Annotated in this window: 26 protein-coding genes; 20 read left to right on the top strand and 6 right to left on the bottom strand. The window is 73.6% G+C overall.

The window, feature by feature from the left end; translation table 11 throughout:
• Nucleotides 1–42: 42 nt before the first annotated feature.
• Nucleotides 43–1,167: a LacI family DNA-binding transcriptional regulator gene (locus GR130_RS11865; protein ID WP_159504692.1), complete on the bottom strand. Its 1,125-nt coding sequence runs from the start codon at nucleotides 1,165–1,167 to the stop codon at nucleotides 43–45.
• A 122-nt stretch (nucleotides 1,168–1,289) separates the two neighbouring features.
• On the opposite strand from GR130_RS11865, the gene GR130_RS11870 reads away from it, so the two are divergent.
• The 11 genes from GR130_RS11870 to GR130_RS11920 all read left to right on the top strand — a co-directional run bounded on the left by GR130_RS11870 (nucleotide 1,290) and on the right by GR130_RS11920 (nucleotide 12,847).
• The gene (locus tag GR130_RS11870) at nucleotides 1,290–2,549 is read left to right on the top strand and encodes an MFS transporter (protein WP_159504693.1); all 1,260 of its coding nucleotides are present in this window, start codon (nucleotides 1,290–1,292) and stop codon (nucleotides 2,547–2,549) included.
• 9 nt (nucleotides 2,550–2,558) lie between these two features.
• Nucleotides 2,559–3,920 (top strand): Pup--protein ligase, encoded by a 1,362-nt coding sequence (gene pafA, locus GR130_RS11875; protein WP_159504694.1) that lies wholly within the window; start codon nucleotides 2,559–2,561, stop codon nucleotides 3,918–3,920.
• 138 nt (nucleotides 3,921–4,058) lie between these two features.
• Nucleotides 4,059–5,075, top strand: a complete 1,017-nt coding sequence (locus tag GR130_RS11880) for an FKBP-type peptidyl-prolyl cis-trans isomerase (protein ID WP_201304863.1) — start codon at nucleotides 4,059–4,061, stop codon at nucleotides 5,073–5,075.
• Between the two features lie 68 nt (nucleotides 5,076–5,143).
• The gene (locus GR130_RS11885) at nucleotides 5,144–5,515 is read left to right on the top strand and encodes an FKBP-type peptidyl-prolyl cis-trans isomerase (RefSeq protein ID WP_159504695.1); all 372 of its coding nucleotides are present in this window, start codon (nucleotides 5,144–5,146) and stop codon (nucleotides 5,513–5,515) included.
• Between the two features lie 113 nt (nucleotides 5,516–5,628).
• On the top strand, nucleotides 5,629–6,669 hold the full coding sequence (locus GR130_RS11890) for a helix-turn-helix transcriptional regulator (protein ID WP_159504696.1): 1,041 nt from the start codon (nucleotides 5,629–5,631) through the stop codon (nucleotides 6,667–6,669).
• A gap of 21 nt (nucleotides 6,670–6,690) precedes the next feature.
• A complete protein-coding gene (locus GR130_RS11895; RefSeq protein WP_159504697.1) occupies nucleotides 6,691–7,641 on the top strand; it encodes a helix-turn-helix transcriptional regulator in 951 nt (316 codons plus the stop codon).
• Nucleotides 7,642–7,709: 68 nt separating this feature from the next.
• Entirely contained in the window at nucleotides 7,710–7,958 is a 249-nt protein-coding gene (locus GR130_RS11900) for a hypothetical protein (RefSeq protein WP_043263617.1), read from the top strand.
• A 125-nt stretch (nucleotides 7,959–8,083) separates the two neighbouring features.
• Entirely contained in the window at nucleotides 8,084–8,287 is a 204-nt protein-coding gene (locus tag GR130_RS11905) for a hypothetical protein (protein ID WP_159504698.1), read from the top strand.
• A 206-nt stretch (nucleotides 8,288–8,493) separates the two neighbouring features.
• Nucleotides 8,494–8,802: a Sec-independent protein translocase subunit TatA gene (gene tatA, locus GR130_RS11910; RefSeq protein WP_159504699.1), complete on the top strand. Its 309-nt coding sequence runs from the start codon at nucleotides 8,494–8,496 to the stop codon at nucleotides 8,800–8,802.
• A 62-nt stretch (nucleotides 8,803–8,864) separates the two neighbouring features.
• Nucleotides 8,865–9,815 carry a twin-arginine translocase subunit TatC gene (gene tatC, locus GR130_RS11915; protein ID WP_159504700.1) on the top strand — a complete coding sequence of 317 codons (951 nt, stop codon included), beginning with the start codon at nucleotides 8,865–8,867 and terminating at the stop codon, nucleotides 9,813–9,815.
• A gap of 215 nt (nucleotides 9,816–10,030) precedes the next feature.
• A complete protein-coding gene (locus tag GR130_RS11920) occupies nucleotides 10,031–12,847 on the top strand; it encodes a DEAD/DEAH box helicase (RefSeq protein WP_159504701.1) in 2,817 nt (938 codons plus the stop codon).
• A gap of 75 nt (nucleotides 12,848–12,922) precedes the next feature.
• On the opposite strand, the gene GR130_RS11925 is transcribed toward GR130_RS11920, so the two are convergent.
• Nucleotides 12,923–14,035, bottom strand: a complete 1,113-nt coding sequence (locus tag GR130_RS11925; RefSeq protein ID WP_159504702.1) for an LLM class flavin-dependent oxidoreductase — start codon at nucleotides 14,033–14,035, stop codon at nucleotides 12,923–12,925.
• 331 nt (nucleotides 14,036–14,366) lie between these two features.
• On the opposite strand from GR130_RS11925, the gene GR130_RS11930 reads away from it, so the two are divergent.
• The 7 genes from GR130_RS11930 to GR130_RS11960 all read left to right on the top strand — a co-directional run bounded on the left by GR130_RS11930 (nucleotide 14,367) and on the right by GR130_RS11960 (nucleotide 19,758).
• Complete coding sequence (locus GR130_RS11930; protein ID WP_159504703.1) at nucleotides 14,367–15,557, top strand: amidohydrolase/deacetylase family metallohydrolase; 1,191 nt, start codon at nucleotides 14,367–14,369, stop codon at nucleotides 15,555–15,557.
• Nucleotides 15,554–15,982, top strand: a complete 429-nt coding sequence (locus GR130_RS11935) for a hypothetical protein (protein ID WP_159504704.1) — start codon at nucleotides 15,554–15,556, stop codon at nucleotides 15,980–15,982. Before GR130_RS11930 ends, GR130_RS11935 begins: the two co-directional genes overlap by 4 nt.
• Nucleotides 15,979–16,344: an SFCGS family glycine-rich protein gene (locus tag GR130_RS11940; protein ID WP_159504705.1), complete on the top strand. Its 366-nt coding sequence runs from the start codon at nucleotides 15,979–15,981 to the stop codon at nucleotides 16,342–16,344. Before GR130_RS11935 ends, GR130_RS11940 begins: the two co-directional genes overlap by 4 nt.
• A complete protein-coding gene (locus tag GR130_RS11945) occupies nucleotides 16,341–16,676 on the top strand; it encodes a DUF4312 family protein (protein WP_159504706.1) in 336 nt (111 codons plus the stop codon). The genes GR130_RS11940 and GR130_RS11945 overlap by 4 nt, the downstream gene beginning before the upstream one ends.
• 10 nt (nucleotides 16,677–16,686) lie before the next feature.
• Nucleotides 16,687–17,532 carry a DUF4311 domain-containing protein gene (locus GR130_RS11950; protein ID WP_159504707.1) on the top strand — a complete coding sequence of 282 codons (846 nt, stop codon included), beginning with the start codon at nucleotides 16,687–16,689 and terminating at the stop codon, nucleotides 17,530–17,532.
• Between the two features lie 13 nt (nucleotides 17,533–17,545).
• Nucleotides 17,546–18,220 carry a DUF4310 family protein gene (locus GR130_RS11955; RefSeq protein ID WP_159504708.1) on the top strand — a complete coding sequence of 225 codons (675 nt, stop codon included), beginning with the start codon at nucleotides 17,546–17,548 and terminating at the stop codon, nucleotides 18,218–18,220.
• Nucleotides 18,221–18,321: 101 nt separating this feature from the next.
• Complete coding sequence (locus GR130_RS11960; protein ID WP_159504709.1) at nucleotides 18,322–19,758, top strand: DgaE family pyridoxal phosphate-dependent ammonia lyase; 1,437 nt, start codon at nucleotides 18,322–18,324, stop codon at nucleotides 19,756–19,758.
• Nucleotides 19,759–19,888: 130 nt separating this feature from the next.
• On the opposite strand, the gene GR130_RS11965 is transcribed toward GR130_RS11960, so the two are convergent.
• Entirely contained in the window at nucleotides 19,889–20,746 is an 858-nt protein-coding gene (locus GR130_RS11965) for a siderophore-interacting protein (RefSeq protein ID WP_159504710.1), read from the bottom strand.
• An 81-nt stretch (nucleotides 20,747–20,827) separates the two neighbouring features.
• On the bottom strand, nucleotides 20,828–21,742 hold the full coding sequence (locus GR130_RS11970) for a 5'-3' exonuclease (protein WP_159509910.1): 915 nt from the start codon (nucleotides 21,740–21,742) through the stop codon (nucleotides 20,828–20,830).
• A 412-nt stretch (nucleotides 21,743–22,154) separates the two neighbouring features.
• Here GR130_RS11970 and GR130_RS11975 point away from each other — a divergent pair, with 412 nt between their 5' ends.
• Nucleotides 22,155–22,577: a hypothetical protein gene (locus GR130_RS11975; RefSeq protein WP_159504711.1), complete on the top strand. Its 423-nt coding sequence runs from the start codon at nucleotides 22,155–22,157 to the stop codon at nucleotides 22,575–22,577.
• A 599-nt stretch (nucleotides 22,578–23,176) separates the two neighbouring features.
• On the opposite strand, the gene GR130_RS11980 is transcribed toward GR130_RS11975, so the two are convergent.
• A complete protein-coding gene (locus tag GR130_RS11980; RefSeq protein WP_159504712.1) occupies nucleotides 23,177–24,301 on the bottom strand; it encodes a TDT family transporter in 1,125 nt (374 codons plus the stop codon).
• Nucleotides 24,302–24,467: 166 nt separating this feature from the next.
• On the opposite strand from GR130_RS11980, the gene GR130_RS11985 reads away from it, so the two are divergent.
• Complete coding sequence (locus GR130_RS11985) at nucleotides 24,468–25,337, top strand: LysR family transcriptional regulator (protein ID WP_236573955.1); 870 nt, start codon at nucleotides 24,468–24,470, stop codon at nucleotides 25,335–25,337.
• A 43-nt stretch (nucleotides 25,338–25,380) separates the two neighbouring features.
• Here the strand turns inward: GR130_RS11985 and GR130_RS11990 are convergent, their stop codons facing one another.
• On the bottom strand, nucleotides 25,381–26,688 hold the full coding sequence (locus GR130_RS11990; RefSeq protein ID WP_159504713.1) for a solute carrier family 23 protein: 1,308 nt from the start codon (nucleotides 26,686–26,688) through the stop codon (nucleotides 25,381–25,383).
• Nucleotides 26,689–26,690 lie beyond the last annotated feature (2 nt).

Below are 26,690 nucleotides of genomic sequence, written 5' to 3' on the forward strand. Positions count from 1 at the left end.
CCGACGGGCCGCTGTGCCCGGATCGCGCGCCCCGGTGGGTCATCACCCGCCGGGGCGCGCGCTGTTGTGCGGGGCGCGCCCCGGCGGCGGGGCGGTGGAGCCGCGCGGGACGAGCGTGACGGGGAGCGTCGGGGTGCCGGCGGGGGCGCCGTCCAGCACGGCCATCAGGGCGCGCATACCGGCCTCGCCGAACTCCTCCGCGGGGAGCCGTACGGTCGTCAGCTCCGGTTCCACGGCGACGGCCAGGGCCAGGTCGTCGAAGCCGGTGACCGAGATGTCCTCCGGGATGCGCAGACCGAGGCGGCGGACGGCCTTGCAGGCGCCGGCGGCGATGATGTCGTCGTCGCACAGCAGCGCGGTGGGGCGGGGGCCGGGGGCGGTCAGCGCGGTGTGCGCGGCGTGGCGTCCGGCGGTGACGCCGAGGGCGGCCGGCTGCCGGTGCAGTACGGCGCCGGGGACGCCGGCCAGGGTGTCGGCGAGGGTCCGGGCGCGGACGGCGAAGGTCCAGGAGTCGACATCGGCCGCGAGATGGGTGATGCGGCGGTGCCCGAGGCCGGTGAGGTGGCGGGCCAACTGCCGTACGCCGTCGGCGATGTCGAGGTTGACGGTGGCGGAGGCGCGGGTGTCGGCGGGGTCGCTGTCGAGCATCACCAGCGGCAGCCCGGCGGCGCGCAGCGCGCTGAGGGCGTCGGCGGCCATGGAGGAGGCGATGACGCCGTCGAGGGTGGCGGCGGCGGAGTCGAAGGGGTCGCGGGCGGGGCCGATGCCCTCGGGGGAGAGGTAGAGGACCACGCCGAAGTCGTGGTCGGCGGCGACCCGGGCGGCGCCGGTGTAGACCCGGGCGAAGAACTCGGTGGTGAGGGCGGGGACGACCAGCAGCGCCGTGCGGGTGCGGCCCATGCGCAGGCTGCGGGCGGCGAGGTTGGGGCGGTAGCCCAGCTCGCGGGCGGCGGCGCGGACGGCGTCGGCCTTGCCCGGGGAGACCCGGCCGCGCCACTTGTCGCCGAGGACGAGGGAGACGGCGGCCTGCGAGACGCCGGCTGCACGGGCGACGTCGCGGCTGGTGACGCGGCCGGCGGCGGCCGGGCTACGAGGGGGCGCGGCGTCAGCCGCTCCAGTGGAGCCGGTGCTCGCACCGGGAGGCGGCGCGGCCTCGTTGCTGGTCACCGGGGTGTCACTCCTTGCGTGTGTCCGCCGCGGGGTGGACCCGCGGATTGCCGCCATGGTACGTATGACGCCGGAAGTTATACGTAACACGTCCGGGCCGGTCCGGACGGAGAGGGGCAGGCATGGCCGCCGGATACGCGGATTTGCTCAGAACCCGGCATGCGGCCCGGCTGCTGGCGGGGACCCTGCTCGGCCGGCTGCCGAACGCCACCGCGCCCCTGGCGGTGGTCCTCTTCGTCCGCGCCCAGGGCGGCAGCTACGGACTGGCCGGAGCGCTCTCCGCGGTCTACGGCCTCTGCAACGCCATCGGCCAGCCGCTCCTCGGGCGGGCGGTGGACGTCTGCGGGCAGCCGCGGGTGATGCTGCCCGCCTCGGTGCTCTCCGCGCTCGGGATGGCGCTGCTCGCGGCCGTCGGGGTGGATCCGCTGTGGCTCGCCTACGCCGCCGTGGTGATCGGCGGGTTCTTCACCCCGCCCCTGGAGGGCGGGCTGCGGGCGCTGTGGCCGGGGGTGCTCCAGCGCGCGGACCGGGTGCACGCCGCGTACGCGCTGGACGCGGTGGCGCAGGAAGTCATGTTCGCCGTGGGGCCGTTGCTGGTCACGCTGTGCGTGGCGGCCTGGTCGGCCGGCGCGGCGCTGCTGGTCATCAACGCGCTCGGGGTGCTCGGCGCGCTGTCCGTCGTGGTCTCCAGGCCCTCCCGGGAGTGGCGCAGCGGGCCGCGCGAGGCGCACTGGCTGGGGGCGCTGCGCTCGTCCGGGATGCTGGTGCTGATCGGCGCGTTCTTCTTCGTCGGGCTGGCGCTGGGGTCGATCGGGGTGGCGGCGGTGGCGTACGCCGACGAGCACGGCGGCGGGATGATCTCCAGCTATCTGCTCTCCGCGCTCGGCGCCGGCGCGCTGGCCGGCGGCGTCGTCTACGGCGCCCGGGAGTGGCCGGGGCGTCCGGAAGGGCGGCTGCGGCTGCTCATCGCGCTGCTGGCGCTGGGGTATCTGCCGCTGGCGCTGGTGCCGGGCGTGTCCGGGATGACGGCGCTGACGGGGGTGGCGGGGGTGTTTCTGGCACCCGCGCTGGCCTGCGCGTTCGTGGTGGTGGACCGGCATGCGCCCAAGGGGACGGTGACGGAGGCGTTTTCCTGGCTGGTGACCACGTTCGGGGTCGGTTCGGCCGTGGGCGCCTCGGTGGTGGGCCCGGTGGTGGAGGCCGGCGGTTCGGCGGGCGGGTTCGCGGTCGCCGGGGCCGGCGGGATCGCCGCGCTGCTCGTCCTTTTGTCGACAAAGCGATTTCTGGGCGATCCGGTGCAGCGTACGGCGGGTGACCGCCCGGCGGAAAATGATCGAAACGGGGCTGTCGAACCCGGTTTCAGAGCAGGCCATCAGGCGTAATGTTCAGTCATGGACCGCCGCATCTTCGGGCTGGAGAACGAGTACGGCGTCACGTGCACGTTCAGGGGACAGCGCCGACTGTCTCCTGACGAGGTGGCGCGGTACCTCTTCCGCCGTGTTGTGTCATGGGGCCGCAGCAGCAACGTCTTCCTGCGGAACGGCGCCCGCCTGTACTTGGACGTGGGTTCGCATCCGGAATACGCAACTCCCGAGTGCGACAACGTGACCGAGCTGGTCACCCACGACAAGGCCGGTGAGCGCATTCTCGAAGGTCTGCTCGTCGACGCCGAACGCCGCCTGCACGAGGAGGGAATCGCGGGCGACGTCTACCTCTTCAAGAACAACACCGATTCGGCGGGAAACTCCTACGGCTGCCACGAGAACTATCTCGTCGCCCGGCACGGTGAGTTCTCCCGGCTCGCGGACATCCTCATTCCGTTCCTGGTCACCCGGCAGCTGCTGTGCGGCGCGGGCAAGGTACTGCAGACGCCGCGCGGCGCCGTGTACTGCGTCAGTCAGCGCGCGGAACACATCTGGGAGGGCGTCTCCTCGGCGACCACCCGCTCCCGGCCGATCATCAACACCCGCGACGAGCCGCACGCGGACGCCGAGCGCTACCGCCGGCTGCACGTCATCGTCGGCGACTCGAACATGTCCGAGACGACGATGATGCTGAAGGTCGGCGCCACCGACCTCGTCCTGCGGATGATCGAGGCGGGCACCGTCATGCGCGATCTGACGCTGGAGAACCCGATCCGGGCGATCCGCGAGGTCAGTCACGACATCACCGGACAGCGCAAGGTGCGGCTGGCGAGCGGGCGCGAGGCGTCGGCGCTCGAAGTCCAGCAGGAGTACTACGAAAAGGCCGTCGACTTCTGCGATCGGCGGGGCATCCGGACGGGCACCGTCGAGCGGGTCCTGGAGTTGTGGGGCCGTACGCTGGAGGCGATCCGGGACGAGGACCTGGACCGTATCTCCACCGAGATCGACTGGGTGATGAAGCATCAGCTCATCGAGCGCTACCGCACGAAGAACAACATCACCATGTCCCATCCGCGCGTGGCGCAGATAGACCTCGCGTATCACGACATCCACCGCCGCCGGGGGCTTTACTACCTCCTGGAGCGGAAGGGGCAGGCGGAGCGGATCTGCAACGACTTGAAGATCTTCGAGGGCAAGTCGGTGCCGCCGCAGACCACACGTGCGCGGCTGCGCGGTGACTTCATTCGCCGGGCGCAGGAGCAGCGCCGTGATTTCACCGTCGACTGGGTGCATCTGAAGCTCAATGACCAGGCACAGCGCACGGTCCTGTGCAAGGACCCGTTCCGTTCCGTCGACGACCGGGTGGAGAAGCTGATCGCGGGCATGTGAGCGGCGGGAATGCGAGGCGGTGCGCCGGGAGCGGAATGCTCCCGGCGCATTGCGTGTGTTGTGCCGGGAAACCGCCACAGGTGCAGGTCGTAGAGTGGCGGGCATTGCCCATCTACCCCACGAGCCCGAGTTGGACAGATGCTGAATTCTCCCGGGGGACGCTTCCCCCGCCCGTTCACCAAGCACACCCGCCGCGCCGCTGCCGCCGCGCTGGCCGTGCCCGTTCTGCTCTTCACCGCCGCCTGCGGGTCCGACGACGGCAAGACCTCCGGCGAAGCCGTGGTCAAGGTGACGGGCACCGCGGGCAAGAAGCCCACCATCACCGTGCCCAAGGGCGCCAAGCCCGCCGACAAGGCCGTCACCAAGACCCTCGTCGAGGGCAAGGGCGCGGTCGTCAACAAGGGGGACACGGTCCGGCTGGACTTCGTCGCGCAGACGATGAAGGGCCAGGACCTCGGCAGCAGCTGGACGCCGCAGCCGGGCGCCAAGCCCGGTGCGCCGCGGACCCAGGTCGTCAGCGAGGTCACCGACCAGATGACGCAGCAGATGCTGCCGCCCAAGGTCATGACCGCGGTGGCCGGGCAGAAGGTCGGCAGCCGGTTCGAGGTCGAGGGCACCGCGAAGGCGCTGATCGGCGAGGGCCTGAACCCGCAGTCCGGCATCAAGCCGGAGGACGGCCTGGTGTGGGTCGTCGATGTGGTCGGCGCGAAGAAGGTGGACAAGAAGGCGAAGGCCGAGGGCACCCAGGCGGCGCCGGAGGACGGGATGCCGGAGGTCAAGGCCGAGGACGCCAAGGCCGCGACGATCACCATCCCCAAGGGGGAGAAGGCGCCCACCGACCTCAAGCAGCAGGTGCTGATCCAGGGCAAGGGCGCCGAGGTGAAGGCCGGTGACGGGCTGATCGCCCAGTACACCGGCGTGAAGTGGGAGGACGGCAAGAAGTTCGACTCGTCCTGGGACCACGGGGGCGCGACCGCGTTCCAGATCGGCACCGGGCAGGTCGTCCAGGGCTGGGACCAGGCGCTCGTCGGCAAGCACGTCGGGGACCGGGTGGAGATCGTGATCCCGCCGAAGCTGGGCTACGGCGCGAGCCCGGAGCACGAGCTGGCGAAGAACACCCTGGTCTTCGTGGTCGACATCGTCGGCACGGTCTGACGGCGGCTGCCGCAAGATCTGCAAGACTGGGCCGGTAATCGAAAAGATTCGCAAGTAGGAGCTCATACGTGAACATCGACAAGCCCGAGATCGACTTCCCCGAGGGCCCGGCCCCGTCCGACCTGGAGATCGTGGACCTGTGGGAGGGTGACGGGCCGGTCGCCAAGGCCGGGGACATGGTCTCCGTCCACTACGTCGGCGTCTCCTTCAGCACGGGCGAGGAGTTCGACGCGAGCTGGAACCGCGGCAAGCCGCTGCAGTTCCAGCTGGGTGTCGGCCAGGTCATCGCGGGCTGGGACAAGGGTGTCCAGGGCATGAAGGTGGGCGGCCGGCGCCGCCTGACCATCCCGGCGCACCTCGCCTACGGTGAGCGCGGTGCCGGCGGCAAGATCGCCCCGGGCGAGACCCTGATCTTCGTCTGCGATCTGGTCTCCGTCTGAGACCCCGTCCGACGCTCCGAGGGCCCATGCTGGATGGCATGGGCCCTCGGCTTTGCCGCACGCACCCAGAACGGTACGGTCAGCGGTCGGGAGCTCAACGAGAAAGGGCGTCGATGGCGATTGCCAAGGCCGAGCGGCTGATGAGTCTGGCGCTGTGCCTGCTGGGGACGCGACGCCCGCTGTCCAAGCGCGAGCTGCGGATGTCGATCGAGGCTTACATCGAGGTCGGTAGACCGGGGAATGCTGCGGTCGGCAGACCGGGCGGTGCTGCGGCGGGTAAGCCGGGAGGCGCCGCGGCCGGCGGGGACGAGTCCTTCAACCGGATGTTCGAGCGGGACAAGGACGATCTGCGCGAACTCGGCCTGGTCATCGAGACCGTCGACGGGATCGACGGTGAGGTCGGCTATCTCGCCCGCCGTGACAGCAACCGGCTGCCCCCGATCACCCTGGACGCCGAGGAGGCCGCCGCCCTCGGGCTCGCCGCCAAGGTCTGGCAGCAGGCCCGGCTCGCCGGCGCGGCCAGTGGCGCCCTGCAGAAGCTGCGGGCGGCCGGGATGCCGCTCGCCGGGGACGGCGGGGACGTGGACGCCGGGCAGCCGCACAGCGCCCTGGAACCGCGGATCCCGGCCCATGAAGCCGCCTTCGAGCCGCTGATGCTGGCCTGCCGCGACCGCCGCCCGGTCGTCTTCGACTACCGCAAGTCCAATGCCGCGCGCCCCGAGCAGCGGCACATCGAGCCGTGGATCCTGGAGTGCTGGCGCGGCCACTGGTACGTCGCCGGCTGGGACCGGGAGCGGAAGGCCGAGCGGGTCTTTCGGCTGTCCCGGATCACCGGCAAGGTCCGTTCCCGACAAGGGGCGTTCACCGCTCCGGTGCCCGACCACGTCACCGTCCGCGAGACCGTCGAGAGCTGGGCGGGGGAGACCGCCACCGGCACCGCCCGGATCAAACTCCGCGCGGAGCACGGCTATCCGCTGCGCGCCCGGGCGCTGACCGTCCGCGCGCTGGGCGACGGCTGGGACGAGTTGGAGATCCCGTACGGGCACGGACTCGACGCCTGGCTCGTGGAGTTCGGGCCCGACGTGGTCGTACTGGAACCCGCGGAGCTGCGCGCCGACGTCGTCGACCGGCTGCGTGCCGTGGCCAAGGGCTGAGAGGGACGGGGAGCGGACTCCATGGCTACGAACGCGATCGACCAGACCCGCCGGATGCTGTCGCTGGTGACGTATCTGCGCGAGCGCCCCGGCGCCCGGGTCGGCGACGTCGCCCGCGCCTTCGGCATCACCGAGGACGAGCTGATCGGCGACCTCGACGTGCTGCCGATGTGCGGGACGAGCTTCCGCGGCGGCGACCTCCTCGACATCGACACCGACGGCGACCGCATCTGGTGGCACAACCCCGACGACGTCGCCGAGCCGCTGCGGCTGGCCGCCGACGAGGCGACCGCGCTGCTGGTCGCGGCGCGTGCGGTGGCGACCCTGCCGGGGCTGCGCGAGGGCGACCGGCAGGCGCTGCTGCGGGCCACCGCCAAGCTGGAGGCGGCGGCGGGCGAGGCTGCCGGGGCCAGTTCCCGGCTGTCGGTCACCTTCGAGTCCGAGGGCGGGGTGTTCGCCGATGTGGACCGCGCCATCGCCGAGCGGCGCCGGCTGTGGCTGCGCTACTACTCCCCGGCGCGCGACGAGCTGACCGAGCGCGAGGTGGATCCGATCCGGCTGTTCGCCGTCGGCCACACCTACATGGAGGCGTGGTGCCGGCTCTCCGAGGCCCGGCGGACGTTCCGGCTCGACCGGGTGGCCGAGATCAAGCTGCTGGACGCGCCGGCCGACCCGCCGCCCGTCGAGCTGCGCGATCTGTCCGAGGGGCTGGTGCAGCCCGCGGCCGAGGACCCCGAGGTCGTGATCGAGGTCGGGCCCGGCGGGCGCTGGGTCGCCGAGTACTACCCGCACGACCGGGCCGACGAACTCCCGGACGGCGGGCTGCGGATCACGCTGCGCACCCCCGACCCGGCGTCGCTGCGGCGGCTGGCCCTGCGGCTGGGCCGGGACGGCCGGATCGTCTCGCCCGCGGCGCTCGCGGACAGCGCGCGGCAGGCGGCCGGGCAGGCGCTTGCGGCGTACGGCGGGTGAGTCCGGTCCGCCGCGGACCGCGCGGGCGCACCGATGACCGTTCGAGGCAGCGAAGGATGACGACCACGATGGCGACGACCACTCTGGCGAGCATGGCCGCTCCGGTGTTCTTCAAGGCGGCCTGCCCGGACTGCCGGGGCCGCTTCGAGCTGGCCTCGGACGCCTTCCGGCTGGCCATCGGCGCCAGCAGCCGCACCACCTTCTACTCCTTCACCTGCCCCGAGTGCGACCGGGCGGTGCGCCGGCCTGCCGGGGAGCGCATCGTGGAGCTGCTCACCGGCGGCGGGGTGCGGACGCTGCGGCTGCACACCGGCTGAGCCGGCCGCGCCCGAGCGCGGCTGGCCGGCCTCCGGCGCGGCGGCGTGCACCCGGCGCGGGCGGGCCGGCGCGGGCCGTTCCGGTGGCGGCCGGCCCGCCCCGACCCGACCGATAGGCTCGCCCCATGCTCTGGCCCATGATCGCAATCGCCCTCGGCTTCCTGGGGATCGCCGTCCTCGGCGTCCTCGCCGTCCGTGTCTTCGTCGAAGTGCGGCGGCTGGCCCGGCAGGTCGGTACGGCCACGGAGCGGATCCAGCGGGCCGCACAGGACCTGGAGCGGGCCGCGGTCCCGCTCGCCTCCCGGATGCACGACGCCACCCGTGACTGACGGCCGCGCTCTGCTCCGCCGGGGTGGCGAAAGGTAGGCTGCACCAGCGGGTCAGGCCGTGCGGTGGTGCGGGCAATCCGGAATACGCACGGGGATTGCCGGACGTTCACCACCGAACGTTACGATCGTGGCACCACCCGGACACCAGTCCGACCCCATCGGCAGGCACCACAGGAGACGCCGCCCCGGCGAGAAGGTAGTCGCACATGCTAGCCAACCTGAGGCCCACCGAGATTCTGCTGATCCTCGCCGTGGTCTTTCTGCTGTTCGGCGCGAAGAAGCTTCCCGACATGGCGCGTTCGCTCGGCAAGTCGGCCCGCATCCTCAAGAGCGAGGCCAAGGCGATGAAGCAGGAGAGCGAGGCCGAGCGGGCGGCCGGCAGCGGCACCGCGTCCCAGACGTCGCAGGCTCCTGCCGACGCGGCACCCCAGGCACCTCGTACGATTCAGGCTGCGCCCGGTGATGTGGCCAGCTCGCGCCCTGTGGCCGAGCCGAACCGCACCACCCAGAGCTGACCGAGCCGGATCCAGCCGCCCGACCACGTCGGAGCGGCTGACGCACGAGACGAGGAAGTGGGTTGCCCAAGTCTGCCCGCAAGCAGGAGAAGGACCCCGAGGGGCGGATGCCCCTCGCGGCGCATCTGCGTGAGCTGCGCAACCGGCTGCTGAAATCGGTGCTGGCGATCCTCGTGGTCACCATCATCGCCGCGCTCAAGTACAGGGCGATCGCCGATTTCATCACGGGCCCGACCATCGCGGCCGTCGGCTGCCCCAAGACCGGCGCGGCGGCCGGCGGCCACCCCTGCGCCAACATCGTCGCGCAGGGTTTCATCGCCCCGTTCACGATCATGCTCAAGCTGTCGCTGACCGTGGGACTGGTCGCCGCCAGCCCGCTGTGGCTCTACCAGCTCTGGGCCTTCCTCGCCCCCGGTCTGCACAAGCACGAGAAGAAGTACGCACTGAGCTTCGTCGCCGCCGGTGTACCGCTCTTCTTCGGCGGTGCCTACCTCGCCTACGCGGTGCTGCCCACCACTGCCGCCGCACTGGTCGGGCTGACCCCCGAGAACTGGTCCAACCTCTTCCCGGCCGACGACTTCTTCGACATCGTCACGCGCATGGTGCTGGTCTTCGGCTTCTCCTTCGAGCTGCCGCTGCTGCTGGTGCTGCTGAACAAGGGCGGGGTGCTCACCGGCCAGCGGATCCTGAGCTGGTGGCGGTTCATGGTGCTGGGCATCACGATCTTCGCGGCCGTCGCCACCCCGACCGGTGACCCGCTGACCATGTCGCTGCTGGCCGCCCCGATCATCCTGCTCTACTTCGGCGCCGTCGGCATCTGCCTCCTCAACGACCGCCGCCGCAAGCTCGCCGACCCGAACGCGGGCCTGTCCGACGACGAGGCGTCGGAGCTGGACCTGACGCCGTCGGACGTCGAGGCCATCGAGCCGGTCTCGTCCAGCCGGATGCTGCCGGAGCAGCCGAGCGGCGAGAACGACGGCAACCGGCGCGGCGGCTACGACGACGCGACGTGAGACGGCGGTGACCGGGCGGCGCGCGGGAGATGACGCGTAGTCGCGGCGTCACGTGAAGTGACGCGCCGTGGACCGGCCTTGCGGCCCCCGGGCTCTTCGAGCCGGGGGCCGCAGCCGTTGTGCGGGGGAGCGGGGCGGGTGCCGGGTGGGCCGGGTAAAGGCCCGCCATAAAGATCGGGTCGTTGTCAGAGGTGGCCGGTAGGCTCGTAAGCACGATGACCGAGGACATGTCCCCTGCTGAGCGCTATGCCGCCGCCACGCTCCGGGCGGCCGAGCAGGCCACCGCACTCGCCCCTTTCCGGGAGCTGTACGACTTCGAGCTGGATCCGTATCAGGTCGAGGCGTGCCAGGCCCTGGAATCCGGCAAGGGCGTGCTGGTCGCGGCTCCCACCGGATCCGGCAAGACGATCGTCGGCGAATTCGCCGTCCACCTGGCCCTGGCGCAGGGCCGCAAGTGCTTCTACACCACGCCCATCAAGGCGCTGTCCAACCAGAAGTTCCAGGACCTGGTCAAGCGCTACGGTCCCGACAAGGTCGGCCTGCTGACCGGCGACAACAGCGTCAACGGCGATGCCCCGGTGATCGTGATGACCACCGAGGTCCTGCGGAACATGCTCTATGCGGGCTCGCAGTCGCTGGTGGGCCTGGGCCATGTCGTCATGGACGAGGTGCACTACCTCTCCGACCGGTTCCGCGGCGCCGTCTGGGAAGAGGTGATCATCCATCTTCCCGAGTCGGTGACCCTGGTGTCACTGTCCGCGACGGTCTCCAACGCCGAGGAGTTCGGGGACTGGCTGGACACGGTCCGCGGTGACACCGCGGTGATCGTCTCCGAGCACCGCCCGGTGCCCCTGTGGCAGCACGTCCTCGCGGGCCGCCGGATCTACGACCTCTTCGAGGAGCGGGACGGGCAGGGCGGCGGCCGGCGGGAGGTCAACCCCGACCTGGAGCGGCTGGCGCGGATGGAGAACAGCCGGCCCACGTTCGGCCGGGACAAGCGCCGCGGGCGGAACATGCGCGAGGCGGACCGCGAGCGGGAGCGCCGTCAGCGGGCCCGGATCTGGACGCCGAGCCGGCCCGAGGTGATCGAGCGGCTCGACAACGAAGGGCTGCTGCCCGCCATCACCTTCATCTTCAGCCGGGCCGGATGCGAGGCGGCCGTCCAGCAGTGCCTGCATTCGGGCCTGCGGCTCAACGACCAGGAGGGCCGTGAGCAGGTCCGCCGGATAGTCGAGGCCCGGACGGCCGGGATCCCGGACGACGACCTGCACGTGCTGGGCTACTTCGAGTGGCTGGAGGGCCTGGAGCGGGGCATCGCGGCGCACCACGCCGGCATGCTGCCGACGTTCAAGGAGGTCGTCGAGGAGCTGTTCGTCAAGGGCCTGGTCAAGGCCGTCTTCGCGACCGAGACGCTGGCGCTGGGCATCAACATGCCCGCCCGGTCGGTGGTGTTGGAGAAGCTCGTCAAGTGGAACGGCGAGCAGCACGCCGACATCACCCCCGGCGAGTACACGCAGCTGACCGGCCGCGCCGGGCGCCGCGGGATCGATGTCGAGGGCCATGCGGTGGTGCTGTGGCAGCGCGGGATGAACCCGGGCGCGCTGGCCGGTCTCGCCGGGACGCGGACGTATCCGCTGCGCTCCTCGTTCAAGCCGTCGTACAACATGGCGGTCAATCTCGTCTCGCAGTTCGGGCGGCACCGTTCCCGGGAGCTGCTGGAGATGTCGTTCGCGCAGTTCCAGGCGGACAAGTCGGTGGTCGGGATCTCCCGGCAGGTGCAGAAGAACGAGGAGGGGCTGACCGGCTACCGCGGCTCGATGGTCTGCCACCTCGGCGACTTCGAGGAGTACTCCCGGCTGCGGCGGGAGTTGAAGGACCGCGAGACGGACCTGGCCAAGCAGGGCGCGGTGCAGCGGCGGGCGGCGGCAGCCGCGGCGCTGGAGCAGCTGAAGCCCGGCGATGTCATCCATGTGCCGACGGGCAAGTACGCGGGGCTGGCGCTGGTGCTGGACCCGGGCATGCCCTCGGGGCGGACCGACGGCCACCGCGGCGTCGACGCCCAGGACGGGCCCCGGCCGCTGGTGCTGACCGCCGAACGGCAGGTCAAGCGGCTGGCCTCGATCGACTTCCCGGTGCCGGTCGCGGCGCTGGACCGGATGCGGATCCCGCGCACGTTCAACGCCCGCAGCCCGCAGTCGCGGCGCGATCTGGCGTCCGCGCTGCGCACCAAGGCCGGTCATCTGGTGCCCTCGCGGCACCGCAAGCCGCGTGCGGAGGCGGCCGACGACCGGGAGATCAGGCGGCTGCGGACGGAGATCCGGGCGCATCCCTGCCATGGCTGCGACGAGCGGGAGGACCACGCACGCTGGGCGGAGCGCTATCACCGGCTGCTGCGCGACACCCGCCAGCTGGAGCGGCGGATCGAGGGGCGTACGAACACCATCGCGCGCACCTTCGACCGCATCTGCGCGCTGCTGACCGAGCTGGACTACCTCGAAGGCGACACCGTCACCGACGAGGGCCGCCGGCTGGCCCGGCTCTACGGCGAGCTGGACCTGCTGGCCAGCGAGTGCCTGCGGGCGGGGGTCTGGGAGGGCCTGGCCCCGGCGGAGCTGGCGGCCTGCGCATCGGCGCTGGTGTACGAGGCGCGGCAGGCGGACGACGCGGTGGCGCCCAAGCTGCCGGCCGGCAAGGCGCGGGACGCGCTGGCGGAGATGGTCCACATCTGGGGCCGGCTGGACGCCCTGGAGGAGGACCACAAGATCAGCCAGGCGGAGGGCGTCGGCCAGCGCGAACCGGACCTCGGCTTCGCCTGGGCCGCGTACCGCTGGGCGTCCGGCTTCGGCCTCGACGAGGTGCTCCAGGAGGCGGACATGCCCGCCGGCGACTTCGTCCGCTGGTGCAAGCAACTGGTGGACGTCCTCGGGCAGATCGCGGCGGCGGCGCCCCCCGAGGGCACGGTCGCGCGGTCCGCGCGCAAGGCCATGGACGGGGTGCTGCGCGGGGTCGTGGCGTATTCGTCGGTGGGGTAGTCCCGCTGGTGGGGTTGTCCGCCGGTGGGTCGTGGCCGGGTCGTACGGGAGCGGCCACGACCCACCGGACGGGTCCTACGAGGCCCGCTGTGCCGCCGCCCGCTCCGCGTCCCGCTTGGCGACCTCTTCCCGGACGAGCGGGATGACGTAGCGGCCGAAGTCCACGGCGTCGTCGAGGAGGTCGTAGCCGCGGGCGGAGAGGATGCCCACGCCCAGGTCGTAGTAGTCCAGCAGGGCCTGGGCCACGGTCTCCGGCGTGCCGACCAGGGCCGTGGAGTTGCCGGCGCCGCCGGTCTCCGTGGCGGTCGGCGTCCACAGCGCCCGGTCGTGCCGCTCGCCCTCGGCCGCGACCGCCAGCAGCCGCTGCGAACCGGCGTTCTGAGGGTTCGTCAGCGGATGGCGGCGGCTCGGCGGGCCGCCCGCCTTGCGTGCCCTGATCCGGCCCAGGGTGCGGTGCGCCTTCTCCCAGGCCAGTTCCTCCGTGGGCGCGATGATCGGCCGGAAGGCGACCTGGATCCGGGGGACGTCGCTGCGTCCGGCCGCCTGCGCCGCGGCCTTCACCGAGGCGATCTGCTCGGCGGTCTGCGCCAGCGGTTCGCCCCACAGGCAGTAGATGTCCGCCTCGGCGCCGCCGGCCGCGTACGCCGCGGGGGAGGAGCCGCCGAACGAGACCTGCGGATGCGGCTGTTGGACGGGGAAGGTGTCGCTGACGAAGTCGTGGAAGCGGTAGTGCGTCCCCTCGTGGTCGAAGGGTTCACGGGTGGTCCAGATCTTCTTGACGATCCGGATGTACTCGCGGGTGCGGGCGTAGCGCTCGTCCTTGGTGAGGGTGTCGCCCTCGCGGCGCTGCTCGTGGTCGTTGCCGCCGGTGATGAAGTGGACGGCGAGCCGGCCGTCGCTGATGTGGTCCAGGGTGGCGAAGGTCTTCGCGGCGAACGTCGGGTAGGAGACGTTCGGGCGGTGCGCCACCAGGATCTGGAGGGTGTCGGTCCGGGCGGCGACATAGGCGGCGGCCGGGGAGGGGTCGGGGGAGCCGGATCCGTACGCGAACAGGACCCGGTCCCAGCCGTGGTCCTCGTGGGCGCGGGCGAGCCGGAGCGTGTACTCCTTGTCGAAGGAGGCGCCGGAGCGGGGGGTGACTTCGGATCCGTCGTTGGTCGCGGCGATGCCGAGGAACTCGACAGGCATGGGTACGGCCTCGTCTTCTCGTGAGAAGTGCCTGGGTGTGGGGCGCGGTCGAGAAGTCAGCGGCAACAGGAGGCGGACCACACACGACCGAAGTCGATGTGGTCGCGGGTGACCAGCCGCTGCCGAGGTCGCATGCGGCCAGTGGAACAGGCGGATGGATGCGCCGTCAACCGTTTACCGGACATGGACCTGGCGCCGGCCCCGCGGCCGGAGCCTGGTTTGCCGGGGCCGCACGGCGTAAATCTCTCCCTACGGAAGGTCTACGACAGGTCCCCACGAAAGGCCCCAACGGAAGGCACGACGCGACGCCTCGTAGCGAAAGGCCGCCGGTATGCCCGCAACCATGCCGCCGTCCCCGCCCGGTCCCGACGTCCGCCGCCGACTGCTGCTGCGCGGCGGGGTGTTGGCCGACCCGGAGCGCGGCGTACCGGCGCCGGGCGAGGTGGCCGTGGCCGGCGGGCGGATCGCGGCGGTCGGCGCGCCCGGGACGCTGTCCGCGCCGGGAGCCGAGGTGTACGACGCGCGCGGGCTGCTGGTCACCCCGGGGCTGATCGATCTGCACGCCCATGTCTACGAGGGTGCTACGGAGTTGGGGCTTCCGGCCGACCGGGCGGGAATCGAACGGGGCGTCACCACTGTTGCGGACGCCGGAAGTTCCGGCAGCGACCGGTGGGCGGACTTCGCGGCCTCCGTCGTCGCGCCGGCCGGCACCCGCGTGCTGGCCTGGCTCAATGTCGCGCGGCACGGGCTGGTCGGGGGGAGCGGTGAACTCGCCGGCGGCGCGGCCGATCTGGACCCCGAGGCCACCGCCGGTGTGCTGGTCCGCGAACGGGGGAGGGTGCGCGGGCTCAAGGTGCGGATGAGCCGCTCGGCGCTCGGCGGCAGCGGCCTGGCGCCGCTGCGGATCGCCCGTGAGGTGGCGGCGGCGTGCGGGGTGCCGGTGATGGTGCATGTGGGGAACGCGCCGCCGGAGCTGGGCACGGTGCTGGACCTGCTCGGTCCGGGCGATGTGGTCACCCATGCGTTCCACGGGAAGGCCGGCGGGCTGTTCGGGGGCGGCCCGGAGCCCCTGCCGCAGCTGCGGGCGGCGCTGGAGCGGGGCGTGCGCCTCGATGTGGGGCACGGCAGCGCGAGCTTCGCGTTCGGCACGGCGGAGCGGGCGCTGGCGGCGGGCATCCGCCCGTACACCATCAGCACCGACCTGCACCGGCGGAACGCGGCGGGGCCCGTGCACGACCTGACCACCACGATGGGCAAGCTGCTCGCGCTGGGTATGCCGCTGCCGGAGGTGATCCGCTGCGTCACCCTGCATCCGTCCGAAGTTCTCGGGATGCGCGGGGAGTTGGGGACGCTTCGGGTCGGGGCGGCGGCCGATCTGACCGTGCTGGAGGAGCGCGCGGCGGCCGCACCGCGGTGGCTGGTCGACGCCGTGGGGGAGCGCCGGCCGGCGCGGCGGTGGCTGGTGCCGGTCGCGGCCGTACGGGCGGGGCGGCTGGTGCCGGTGCGCGAGGCAGCCGCATGACGGGCGCGGAGCGGGCCGCCGGCCTCGTCGAGCGGCTGACCGCCGTGGTCGCCGCGAGCGGTGACCCGGTGCGGGAGGCGGACCGCCGGGACCTCGCCCGGCTGCTCCCGCTGATCGCGGAGCGGGCCGCCGCGGAGCGGCTCGCGTTCGACGACGAGCGCGGGCTGGCACTGGCCGTGCACGCCCTCGGGTTCGTCCGGCGGGTGCGGTCCGGCGCGCACCTCGACCCGCTGGACGCGGCCCTGGCCGAGGAGCTGGCGCCGCGGCTGCTGACCGCGGCCCGCACGGCGATCGACGCGTACTGCGCGCCCCTCGGCTTCCGCGCCGGGGACGCCGAAGTCCTGCTGCTGGCACTGCACTTCGCGATGGCGCGGCCGGGCCGGCCGGGCGATCGGCCGACTCCACCACAAGGGAGCACCGCATGACAGTCAAGATCGTGATCGGGCACCGGCTCGGCAGGGGCCAGGCGGTCGCCGACGGCGTCCGGGCGGCCGGCGCCGAACCGGTGCTGATCCCCGGGCCCGGTGCGGACATGAAGGTCGGCGACGTGATGGCCGCCGAGGGGGCGGCGCTGGGGATCTCGTTCTGCGGGAGCGGCGGCGCGGGGGCGGTGACCGCCCGGACCCGCTACGGGCACGACATCGCGTTCGGGCTGCGCTCGGCACAGGCCGGGGTCACCGCCGTCCAGCAGGGCCGGACCGTGCTCGGCTTCGGGTTCCTGGACACCGAGGAGCTGGGCTTCGCGGTGGCCGGGGCGCTGCTGCGGAAGCTGGGGGAGCCGGCGTGAACGAGGAGCGGCGCACGGTACGGGTCAGCGGCGGCGGGCCGACCCGGGAGCGGGCCTTCGCCGCCGCGCTGCGGCAGGTCGCCGCCGCGGTGGGGAGGGCCGTGGACGGGGTCTGCTACCGGGTGGAGCCGCTGGCCGTGGAGGTGGTGTCGGCGGTCGAACACCGGTGGACGGAACGGTTCCTGGGGCTGCTGTTCCCCCGGGAGTGCCGGCGGTACGAGCTGACGCTGCGGATCGAGGTGCGGGTCGCCGCGCTCGATCCGGACGCCATCGCCTTCACCGTCCGCGAGGAGCGGTTGACGCCCCTTCAGCACGCGCTGCGGATGAGGTGAGGACACCCGTATGAGCAGCCTTCTGTACGTCGCCGGGGACACCACCGTGGCCGTCGCGCCGGGCGGTACGCTCACCGTCGCGCTGGAGTCGATGGTCATCGGCGCGCTGATCGGCTTCGGGGCGGGCGCCGGCGTGGCCCGGATGTTCCACGCGCCCACCGTCCAGGGCATGGGCGCCTTCCGGACCCTGGGCGAGCTGAACGCCTGCGAGAACGACCCCGTCGCGCACTTCTCCTTCGGGCTCGGCTTCTTCTTCCACGCCTGGGCGAGCGCCGTCGGCACCGGTGCGCTGACCTCGGACGTGGACCACCGGATCGTTCCGCACTGGGCGGCGGCGCTGTCGACGGCCCGGCGCGGCGGCCGGGAGGCCGCCGCGACGCTGCACGACCCGCGGCGGATGGCGGTGGTCGGGGCGGCCGTCGGCCTCGTCCTGGTGACCGTGCTGAACACCACCGCGGCGGCCGTTCCGCACTCCCTGCAGCAGGTCGCCGCGGGTGTCCTCGGGCCGGCGTCGCAGTGGCTGATCAACCCGGTGATGCCGATCGTCTTCTGGATGGCGGCGGTCGACGCCGGACGGCGTACCGGCGGCTGGGGCACGGCGCTCGGCGGGCTGGCGCAGGTGGTGATGGGCAACGCGGTGCCCGGCATCGTGCTCGGCATCGTCGTCGGCAGGGGCGTCGACGAGCTGGGCTGGACCAGGACCACCAGGGTGCTGTGCGCGGCGGTGGTGGCGCTGTTCGCGGCCGGTGCCGTGCTGCGCGGCGCCGACCTCCAGCTGCTGCGCCAGATGCACGCCGAGGTGCCGCGGTGGCTACGGCAGTTGCACGACGCCATCGGCGGCGGACCGGCGAAGTGAGGGAGTGGCAACGATGAGGAAGGGGCCGCGGGACGCCCCCGGCGAGGGGGGCTTCTGGCTCTCCGAAGGGGCCTTTCCGCTCTTCGCGGCGTGCCTGGCGGCGGGCGTCTTCGCCGGGACGCAGCTGTATTACGTGCACCGCACCGGCACCTTCAGCGATGTCGCGGTGACCGCGCTGCTCAAGGCCGGTATGGACACCGGGAGTTACGGCGCGGCGGCAGCCTTCGGCGCCGGCTTCCTCTTCGCCCGGGTCATCGAGGGGCCGATGGTCGGGATCCTGGACATCGGCGGCTCCCTCCAGACCGGCGTCGGCATCGGGATCCCCGCGATGCTGCTGGCGGCCGGGGTCACCGCCCCGCTGGAGCACTTCTGGCTGGCGGTGCCCACCGGGGCCGTCCTGGGCGCGCTGATCGGTGCGGTGGTCCTCGCCGTCCGCCGGACCACGGTGCACTCCGCGGGCGGCGGCGGGTCGACCTTCGGGGCCGACGTGATGATGGGCGCCGGCAACTCCGCGGGGCGCTACCTCGGCCCGCTCGTCATCATCGCCGCGGCCACCGCGTCGCTGCCCGTGGGCCTGGGCGCCACGCTCGGGGCGGCGCTCTTCTACCGGTGGCGCAAGCCGCTCACCGGTGGGGCGATCCTCGGCGCGATGCTCCTCGGGGTGTTCTTCCCGATCACGGGGAAGTGAGGGAGCAGGCACCGGAGTCGCACCGGCCCGGCCGCCTCGGCGCGCCCGTGCCGCCCGGGGCCGGCGTACCGACCACGACAGCTGACGGAAGGCACCCCACCATGAGCACCCTCCACGAGGACCTGGGCGTCACCCCCGCCGTCAACGCGGCCGGCAAGCTGACCGTGCTCGGCGGCAGCAGGCTCGACGAGACGGTGATCGCCGCGATGGGCGAAGCGGCGCGCCACCATGTGGTGATGGACGACCTGCTGGTCGCCGCGGGCCGGGAGCTGGCCCGCGCCACCGGCACGGAGGACGCCTGCCCCACCACGGGCGCCGCCGCCGGGATCGCCATCGCGGTCGCCGCGCTGGTCGCCGGTACGGATCCGGCGCGCATCGAGCGGCTGCCGGACGCCGGCGACGCCCCCGCCGAGGTGGTGCTCCAGAAGGGACACGCGGTCCACTTCGGCGCCCCGCTGACCCAGATGATCGCGCTGGGCGGCGGCCGTCCCGTGGAGGTCGGCAGCGTCAACGCCGTGCGTCCCGAGCACCTTTCGGCCGCCGTCACCGAGCGCACCGCCGCGCTGCTGTACGTCCAGTCGCACCACGCGGTGCGCAGCGGCGAGGTGCCGCTGGAGATGGTGGTGGCCGTCGGGCGGGCGCACGGGGTGCCGGTGATCGTGGACGCGGCGGCCGAGGAGGACCTGCGGTACTGGCCGGCCACCGGCGCCGACCTGGTCGTCTACAGCGGCGGCAAGGCCATCGGCGGCCCCACTTCCGGACTGATCTGCGGGCGGGCGGAGTTGATCGCCGCCTGCCGCGCCCAGTACGGGGGCATCGGCCGCCCCATGAAGGTGAGCAAGGAGGCCGTGTTCGGCCTCGTCCAGGCGGTCCGGGCGTACGACCGGGCCGGCGGCGCGGACGCGGCAGGGCGGGCGGCGGACCAGCGGGCGCGGATGGCGCGGCTGGCGGCGCGGCTGGACGGGCTTCCGGGGGTGTCGGCCCGGGTGGTACCGGACCCGGCGGGGCGGGGTGTCCACCGCGCCGAGCTGACCGTCGATCCGGAGGCGGCGGGGCGGGACGCGGCCGGCCTGGCGGCGGAGCTGGCGGCCGGCGATCCGCCGATCTTCCTGAGGGGGCATCACATGGCCGCCGGGCGGCTGGCCGTCGATCCGCGCCCGCTGACGGCCGACGAGGAGGAGCAGGTGGTGGCGCGGCTCACCGGCATCCTGACCGGGGCCGCGCCCGGGGCCCGACCGGACCCCGCGGACGAGACGGCGGAACGCCGCCTGGTCGTCACCGAGCCGGCCGGCCTGCATGCCCGCCCCGCCGCCGTCTTCGCGCAGACCGCGGGCCGGAGCGCGGCGGTGGTCACCGTCCGCCGCGCCCGGCCGTCCGGTCCCGGGGACGACTCCCGGGAGGTCTCGGCGCGCAGTGTGCTGTCGCTGATGTCGATCGGCATCCGCTGCGGCGAGGAGATCGTGCTCAGCGCACGGGGTCCCGAGGCGGCGCGGACGCTGGCCGAACTGGCCGAGATCGTGGCACCGCGGCCCCGCTGACCGCCGCGGCCGCGGTGAGGCGGCGATCCGGTCGGTCCAGCGGCGGTCAGGAAGGGAGGGCTGCGCGGCCCAGGGGTGAGCCGCGCCGCGGGAGGGGGAAGCCGGGAGGGGGAAGGCGGTCGGAAGATGCTCAGGAGGCGAGCGTTGCCGGGGTCTCCTGCTCGGCCTCGACCTGCTGGTTCCACTCGCGCTTGCCGGCCTGCCAGCCGTCCTCGTCCTGGCCGGTGCGCCAGTAGCCGGAGATCGACAGATCCTCGCGCGGGACGCCGTGCTCGACCCGCAGCAGCCGGCGCAGCTCCTTGACGAAGCCCGCCTCGCCGTGCACGAACGCCTGGACCCGCCCCGCCGGGAACTCCAACGCCCGTACGGCGGCGACCAGTTCACGGCCGACCGGGGCGGCGCCGCGGTGCAGCCAGGTGATCTCGGCGCCGGCCGGAGCGGTCAGCTCCTGCTGCTCCTCGGGGCCGGCGACCTCGATGAAGGCGTGCACCGCGGCGTCCGCGGGCATGCCGGCGAGCGCTGCCGCGATGGCCGGCAGGGCGCTCTCGTCGCCGGCCAGCAGATGCCAGTCGGCGGCGCCGTCCGGGGCGTAGGCGCCGCCCGGCCCCAGGAAGCCGATCTCGTCGCCGGGCCGCGCGGCCATCGCCCACGGCCCGGCCAGGCCCGTGTCGCCGTGCACGACGAAGTCCACCGCGAGCTCGCACGCGGCCGGGTCCCAGGAGCGCACCGTGTACGTACGCGTCCTGGGCCACTGGTTGCGCGGCAGCTCGGCCCGGATCCGGCCCATGTCGAACGGCTCCGGATAGCGGATGTGCGGCAGCGGGAAGACCAGCTTGATGTAGTGGTCGGTGTACTCGCCGGCGGCGAACGCCGCCAGTCCCTCGCCGCCCAGCACCACCCGCAGCATGTGCGGGCTCAGCCGCTCGGTGCGCCGCACCTGGGCGCGGTGGAGGGTGGGTGTTCTGCGGGCCGGACGCTCTGCTGCCACGGCGATCTCCCCTGACGCGGTCGACGACGGGGTGGACCCGCTGGGTGAACCCCGCTTGTTAGGTTTGCCTAACTTAACAGCTCACCGCGGGAGCGCGCCGAGCAACCGCTGCAATGCGCCACCCAGACCCCACCGCGCGGCCAGCGCCTCCAGTCGCTCCGGATCCGCCGGCTCGCCGGGCAGCGCCAGGTCGAAGTCCGGAACCGGTACGTCGGTGGCCACCCGTACGACCTTCGGCGCGACGTCCAGGTAAGGGCCCGCCTCGGTGAGCCGGGTGCGCTGCGCCGGGGTGATCCTGCTGGCCGGGTCGGCGGCGGCCGCCCTGATCCCGGCCAGGTCGCCGTACGCGTCCAGCAGCTTGGCCGCGGTCTTCTCGCCGATGCCCACCACCCCCGGCAGGCCGTCGCTGGGGTCGCCGCGCAGCAGCGCCAGGTCCGCGTAACCGGGGCCGTCCACCCCGTACTTGTCGCGCAGCAGCGCGCCGTCGGTGACCTGGAGGGTGCCGACGCCCTTGAGGGGGTACAGGACGCGGATGCCGCGGGCGTCGTCGACGAGCTGGAAGAGGTCGCGGTCGCCGGTGACGATGTCGACCGGGCCCTCGGCCCGCGCGGTCAGCGTGCCGATGACGTCGTCGGCCTCGTAGCCCGCCGCGCCGATCCGGGCGATGCCGAGCGCGTCGAGGACGTCCTCGATCACCGGGACCTGCGGGGAGAGGGTGTCCGGAATCTCTTCCTCGTCCGGCTCGGTGGAGCCCGCGGGCGCCTCCTCGGCGACCCGGTGCGCCTTGTACGACGGGATCAGGTCGACCCGCCACTGGGGGCGCCAGTCGAAGTCCATGCAGGCGACCAGGTCGTCGGGGTGGTGGTCCTGGACGAGCCGGGCGATGAAGTCCAGCAGACCGCGTACCGCGTTCACCGGGGTGCCGTCCGGGGCTTTGACCGATTCCGGTACCCCGAAATAGGCGCGGAAATACAGGGAGGCGGTGTCGAGGAGCATCAGGCGTCGATTCACACCCCGCATGATGCCGTACGCCCCAAACGTGACCCGGACGTGAGGCGGCTCACCGTCGCGTCCGCGCCGTATGAAGGCGGGCAGGCGCGCAGCCGGAGTGGACCCGGCCGAGATCCACCATGCGACCGGTGACGGCGTGCCGACCTCGTCCCCCCGGCAGCGTCGACAAGCCGGCCCCGGTCACCCCGGCCACCTAGCACCGCTCAAGTAGCCCCGGTCCACGGGCACTTGGACCCCGAGCCCCGCCCCGGCAGCAGCCGGCGGCGGGGCTCGCCGGTTTCACCTGACCGGCCGCGCCCGCCTGGCCGGGCGCCCCGGCCGGTGGTTCGCTCGCCGTGTGCCGGTGTGCGTCCCCGGCGGCCGGAGGGGCCGCGGCCGGCCGGCCCGGGAGCTGACCGTGAAGCCTGCACGCCTGTCCGCCGCCGTCCTGATCAGTGCCGTCGCCCTCGGCGCCGCCGCGCCCGGCGCGGCGGCCCGGGTCGCACCGAACCCGGTGACGGCCGGCGAGCGCGTCACGATCAGCGACGGCCGGCGGTGCGGTACCGACCACGACGTCCGGGCGGTCTCCCCACTCTTCGGAACGGTGCCGCTGCGGCCGGGCGCCCACGGGATGGCCGCCGACGTCCGCGTCCCCGGCCGGGCGGCGCCGGGCCGCTACCGGATCACCGTCGAATGCGCACCGGGCGGCCCGCGCCACACCGAGACCGTCATGGTGAGCGGCGGCTGGGCCGAGGGCGTCGACGCGACCCAGGCGGCCGGCGGACTGGCCCTCCTGGCCCTGGCGGGCGGGGCGGCTTATTTGCTTCGGCGTAGTCGGTAACGCTCCGCCGTTCCGCTGCGCTTGGCTTGCTTCCCACGTTTTTGGCTTTCCCGCCGTGCGCCTGCGGCGGGGCGGCTTCCCACGTTGCCGGGTGCCGCGCCGTTTCGCCTGCGGCGGGCCCCTCCGCTGCGCTTTGCCTGCTCCCGACGTTGCCGGGTGCGGCGCCGTTTCGCCTGCGGCGGGCGGGTCCGCTGCGCGGGGCTGTCGGGTGCGGTGGCGGTCCTGCGGGGCAGGGTGTCCGGACTGCTTCGCTTTACGTCCGGACACCCTGCCCCTCCGGCCCGCCCCCTCCCGTGAGTGGGTGGGAAAAGGCCGATGGGGTGCGCGTGAGGGGGACCGTGTCGGTTCGTGGGTGAAGGGAAAGCGTCAGTGGACCACTTGGCCCGGCCTCCATCCACCGTTTCTTCTCCCCCCACGGGAGGGGGTGGGCCGGAGGGGGTGGTGTGCAGGACGTAAAGCGAAGCAGTCCTGCACACCACCCCCGGAGGACCGCCACCGCACCCGAAAGCCCCGCGCAGCGGACAACACCCCGCGCCGAAGGCGCAAACACGCGAACCCCGACGGCGGGAAAGCCGACAACGTGGGGCGCGGCCACGCCACTACGCCGTGAGGAGGCGCCCGCGCAGCAACCCGTGTGCGGTGCGGGTGCCCGCGACCGCCACCGCTGTGATCAGTACCGCGTACAGCGCCACCGAGAGCCAGTCGAAGGCCGCGAGCCCGGTGTGTCGGGCCAGGCCCGCGGCGCCGGTGACGCAGGTGCCGATGGGGAAGGTGAAGCCCCACCAGGTCATCGCGAAGCCCATGCCGTTGCGGACGGCGCGGACCACCATCGCCACCGCGATGGCCAGCCACAGCAGCGCGAAGCCGAACACCGGCACGCCGTAGAGCACCGCGAACGCGCCCATGGCGTGCACGTACGAGGGGATGACGACGCCGGGGGCGGCGTCGCCGAGGTTGCTGACGGCGGTGGTGGACTGGCCCAGCGGGCCGAGGACGAGGAAGAGGGTGGGGGTGAGCACGAGGGGCAGCGGGCCGTGGTGGAACAGCCGGTTCAGCACGAGCGGCAGCACCAGCACCGTCGCCAGCAGCGACATCCCGAACATCGCGTAGCAGGCCAGCAGCATCGCCTCGCGCCACTGCCCGGGCGGCAGGTGCGGCACGAGTGCGGGGCCGAGTGCGGCCGAGACCATCGGGGCGACCAGCGGCAGCAGCCACACCGGTGAGGCGCTGCCCTCGGCGATCCGGTGCCGGACCACCATCAGGTACGGGATCCCCGCCGCGGCGGCCAGCCCGACCAGGGTGCCGGCGGTCCACAGCACCGCGTCCGCGGCCAGCGCCGCGGGGGTGCCGATGACGTCCTTGCCGACCGCGAGGGTGCCGCCGCCGACCGCCAGCAGCGCCATGGACAGGCACCCGTAGAACGGTGCGACGGCCGGATCCAGCAGCTGGCGGCGGGCCTGGTCGCCGTGCCGGGCCCAGTGGACGGCGCGCGCGGCCAGCAGGGCGACCAGCAGCAGCGCCGACAGCGCCCAGACGGCGCGGTAGGCGATGTGCAGGCCGGGGGCGGTGAACGGCAGGGCCGCACCGGCGTTGGCGACGATCGCGGTGCCCATGACGGCGGCGTACCAGTTCGGCCCCAGATGGCGGACCGAGGGCGCGCTGCCGGGGGTGTCCGGGCCGGTGGCGGCGGGGGTGCGGGAAGGTGCGGGTGCGAGGGGTGCCATACGAAAAGCGTCGCCGGTGCGGGCGGCCCCCACCAGGGGTGTTGTCTCTATGAGGGCATAAACTGGGTTTATGGGTAGTGAGCGTGACGATCGGATCGCGGCGGCGGACGGGACCGGAGGACCGGGGGCGGCCCCGCTGTCCCACCGGGTGCCGGACCTCGGGGCGATGGAGCTGCTGCTCGCCGTCGCCCGGCTCGGCAGCCTGGGGCGGGCGGCCCAGGCGCAGGGCATCACCCAGCCCGCCGCCAGCAGCCGGATCCGTTCCATGGAACGGCAGTTGGGGGTGGCGCTGGTCGAGCGCTCGCCGCGCGGCTCGCGGCTGACGGACGCCGGGGTGCTGGTCACGGACTGGGCGCGGCAGGTGGTGGAGGCGGCCGAGGCGTTCGACGCGGGCGCCCAGGCGCTGCGCGGCCGCCGGGACTCCCGGCTGCGGGTCGCGGCCAGCATGACGATCGCCGAGTACCTGCTGCCCGGCTGGCTGATCGCGCTGCGCGCGCAGCGCCCCGGGACCGCGGTCTCGCTGCTCGCCGGGAACTCGACTGCGGTGGCCGAGCGACTGCTGGCGGGCGAGGCGGACCTCGGGTTCGTCGAGGGGCTGGACGTGCCGGCGGGCCTGGAGGGGGCGGTGATCGGCCACGACCGGCTGATCGTGGTGGCCGCGCCGTCGCACCCCTGGACCCGGCGGCGCTCGGGACTGACCGCCGCGGAACTCGCCGCCACCCCGCTGATCCTGCGCGAACGCGGCTCGGGCACCCGCCAGGTCCTGGACGCGGCGCTGGCCCGGCTCGGCGGGCTGGCCGCTCCGCTGCTGGAGCTGTCCTCGACCACCGCCGTGAAGTCCGCGGTGGTCAGCGAGGCCGCCCCGTCCGTGCTGAGCGAACTCGCCGTCCGGGAGGAGCTGACCGCCCGCCGGCTGGTCGAGATCCCGGTGCGCGACCTCCGGCTCGGCCGGGACCTGCGGGCAGTGTGGCCGACCGGCCGGCGCCCGGCGGGCCCGGCCCGCGATCTGCTGGGGTTGACCCGGGGGGCGTCCTAGGAGCCGGCGGAGAGGGGGCGCCGGACTCCGGCGGGCCGGATGCTCAGCCCGCGGCGGAGGCCGCCGTCCGCCGTTCCGCCCCCAGTCGGCCGCACAGCGCGGACAGCGCGGTCGCGGTGAGCGCGGCGGCCGGTACGCCGCTGCCGAGGAGGGTGTGCGCCCAGCCCGGCAGCGGTGCGTACAGCGACGGGGCCAGCAGGGGCAGCAGCCCCGCGAGGAGGGAGAGGGCGACGACGGCCGAGGAGGTGCGGTCGCCGAGGTCGGCGCGGTGGAGCAGGGCGATGCCCATGGCGGCGATCACCGCGTAGACCACCAGCGCGGCACCGCCGACGACCGGTGCGGGCAGCGCCGCCAGCAGCCGGGTGACCGGGGCCAGCAGTCCGCCGAGGACCAGCAGGGCGCCGGCCGCCGCGGTCACGAACCGGCTGCGGACGCCGGTGAGTTGGACGATGCCGATGTTCTCCGCGCTGGTCACCATCAGCGTCCCGCCGAGCAGCCCGGCGCCCAGCGAGGCCACCGCGTCCGCCCGGGCGGTCCGCGGCACATCGCGCGCCGGGTCCGGCGTACGGCCCACCGCCTCGCTGGTGAGCACCGTCTGGCCGGTCGCCTCGGCCAGTGAGGCGAGGGCGAAGACCATCAGCGGCAGTGCGGCGAGCAGGTCGAAGTGCGGGGCGCCGTACGGGAGGAGGCGGGGCGGGGCGAGCAGCGTCCCGCCGGGTACGGCGCGGAAGGCGGTGCCGGTGAGCGCGGCCGCGGCGGTGCCCGCAGCGATGCCCAGCAGCACCGACAGCTGCCGCCAGACCCCGCGCAGCAGCAGGAGTCCCAGGGCGGTGGCGGCGACGGTGACCAGCGCGAGCCCGCTGCCGCCGAGCGCCATCGGGGCCGCGACCCCGACCATGGTGATGCCGATGACCAGCACCGTCGTGCCCATCACCAGCGGCGGGAAGAACCGTACGATCCGCCCGTACAGCGGCAGTACGGCCAGCAGCAGCGCCGCCGCGAGCAGTACCGCGCCCGAGGCGGTGGCCGCGCCGTGCTCCCGGGCGATCTGGAGGAAGAGCGCCGCCGCCGCGCCCCCGGGCAGCATCATGAACGGCAGCCGGGCCCCGATCCGCGGCACCCCGAGGGACTGGAGCAGCGCACCGGCCCCGCACAGCACGAGGGTGGCGCTCAGCAGCGCGGCGGTGCGGCCGGGCGGCAGTCGCAGGCCGCCGGCGAGCAGGAAGGCGGTGGAGACCGGGGAGGCGATCATCGCCAGGACGTGCTGGGCGGCGAGCGGCAGCAGCCGGCGCAGCGGCAGCCGCTCGTCGGCCGGTGCGGTGCCGGGCGGTGCGGGGTCGGTGGGTGCCATCG

Source organism: Streptomyces sp. GS7 (genome assembly GCF_009834125.1).
Lineage (GTDB): Bacteria > Actinomycetota > Actinomycetes > Streptomycetales > Streptomycetaceae > Streptomyces.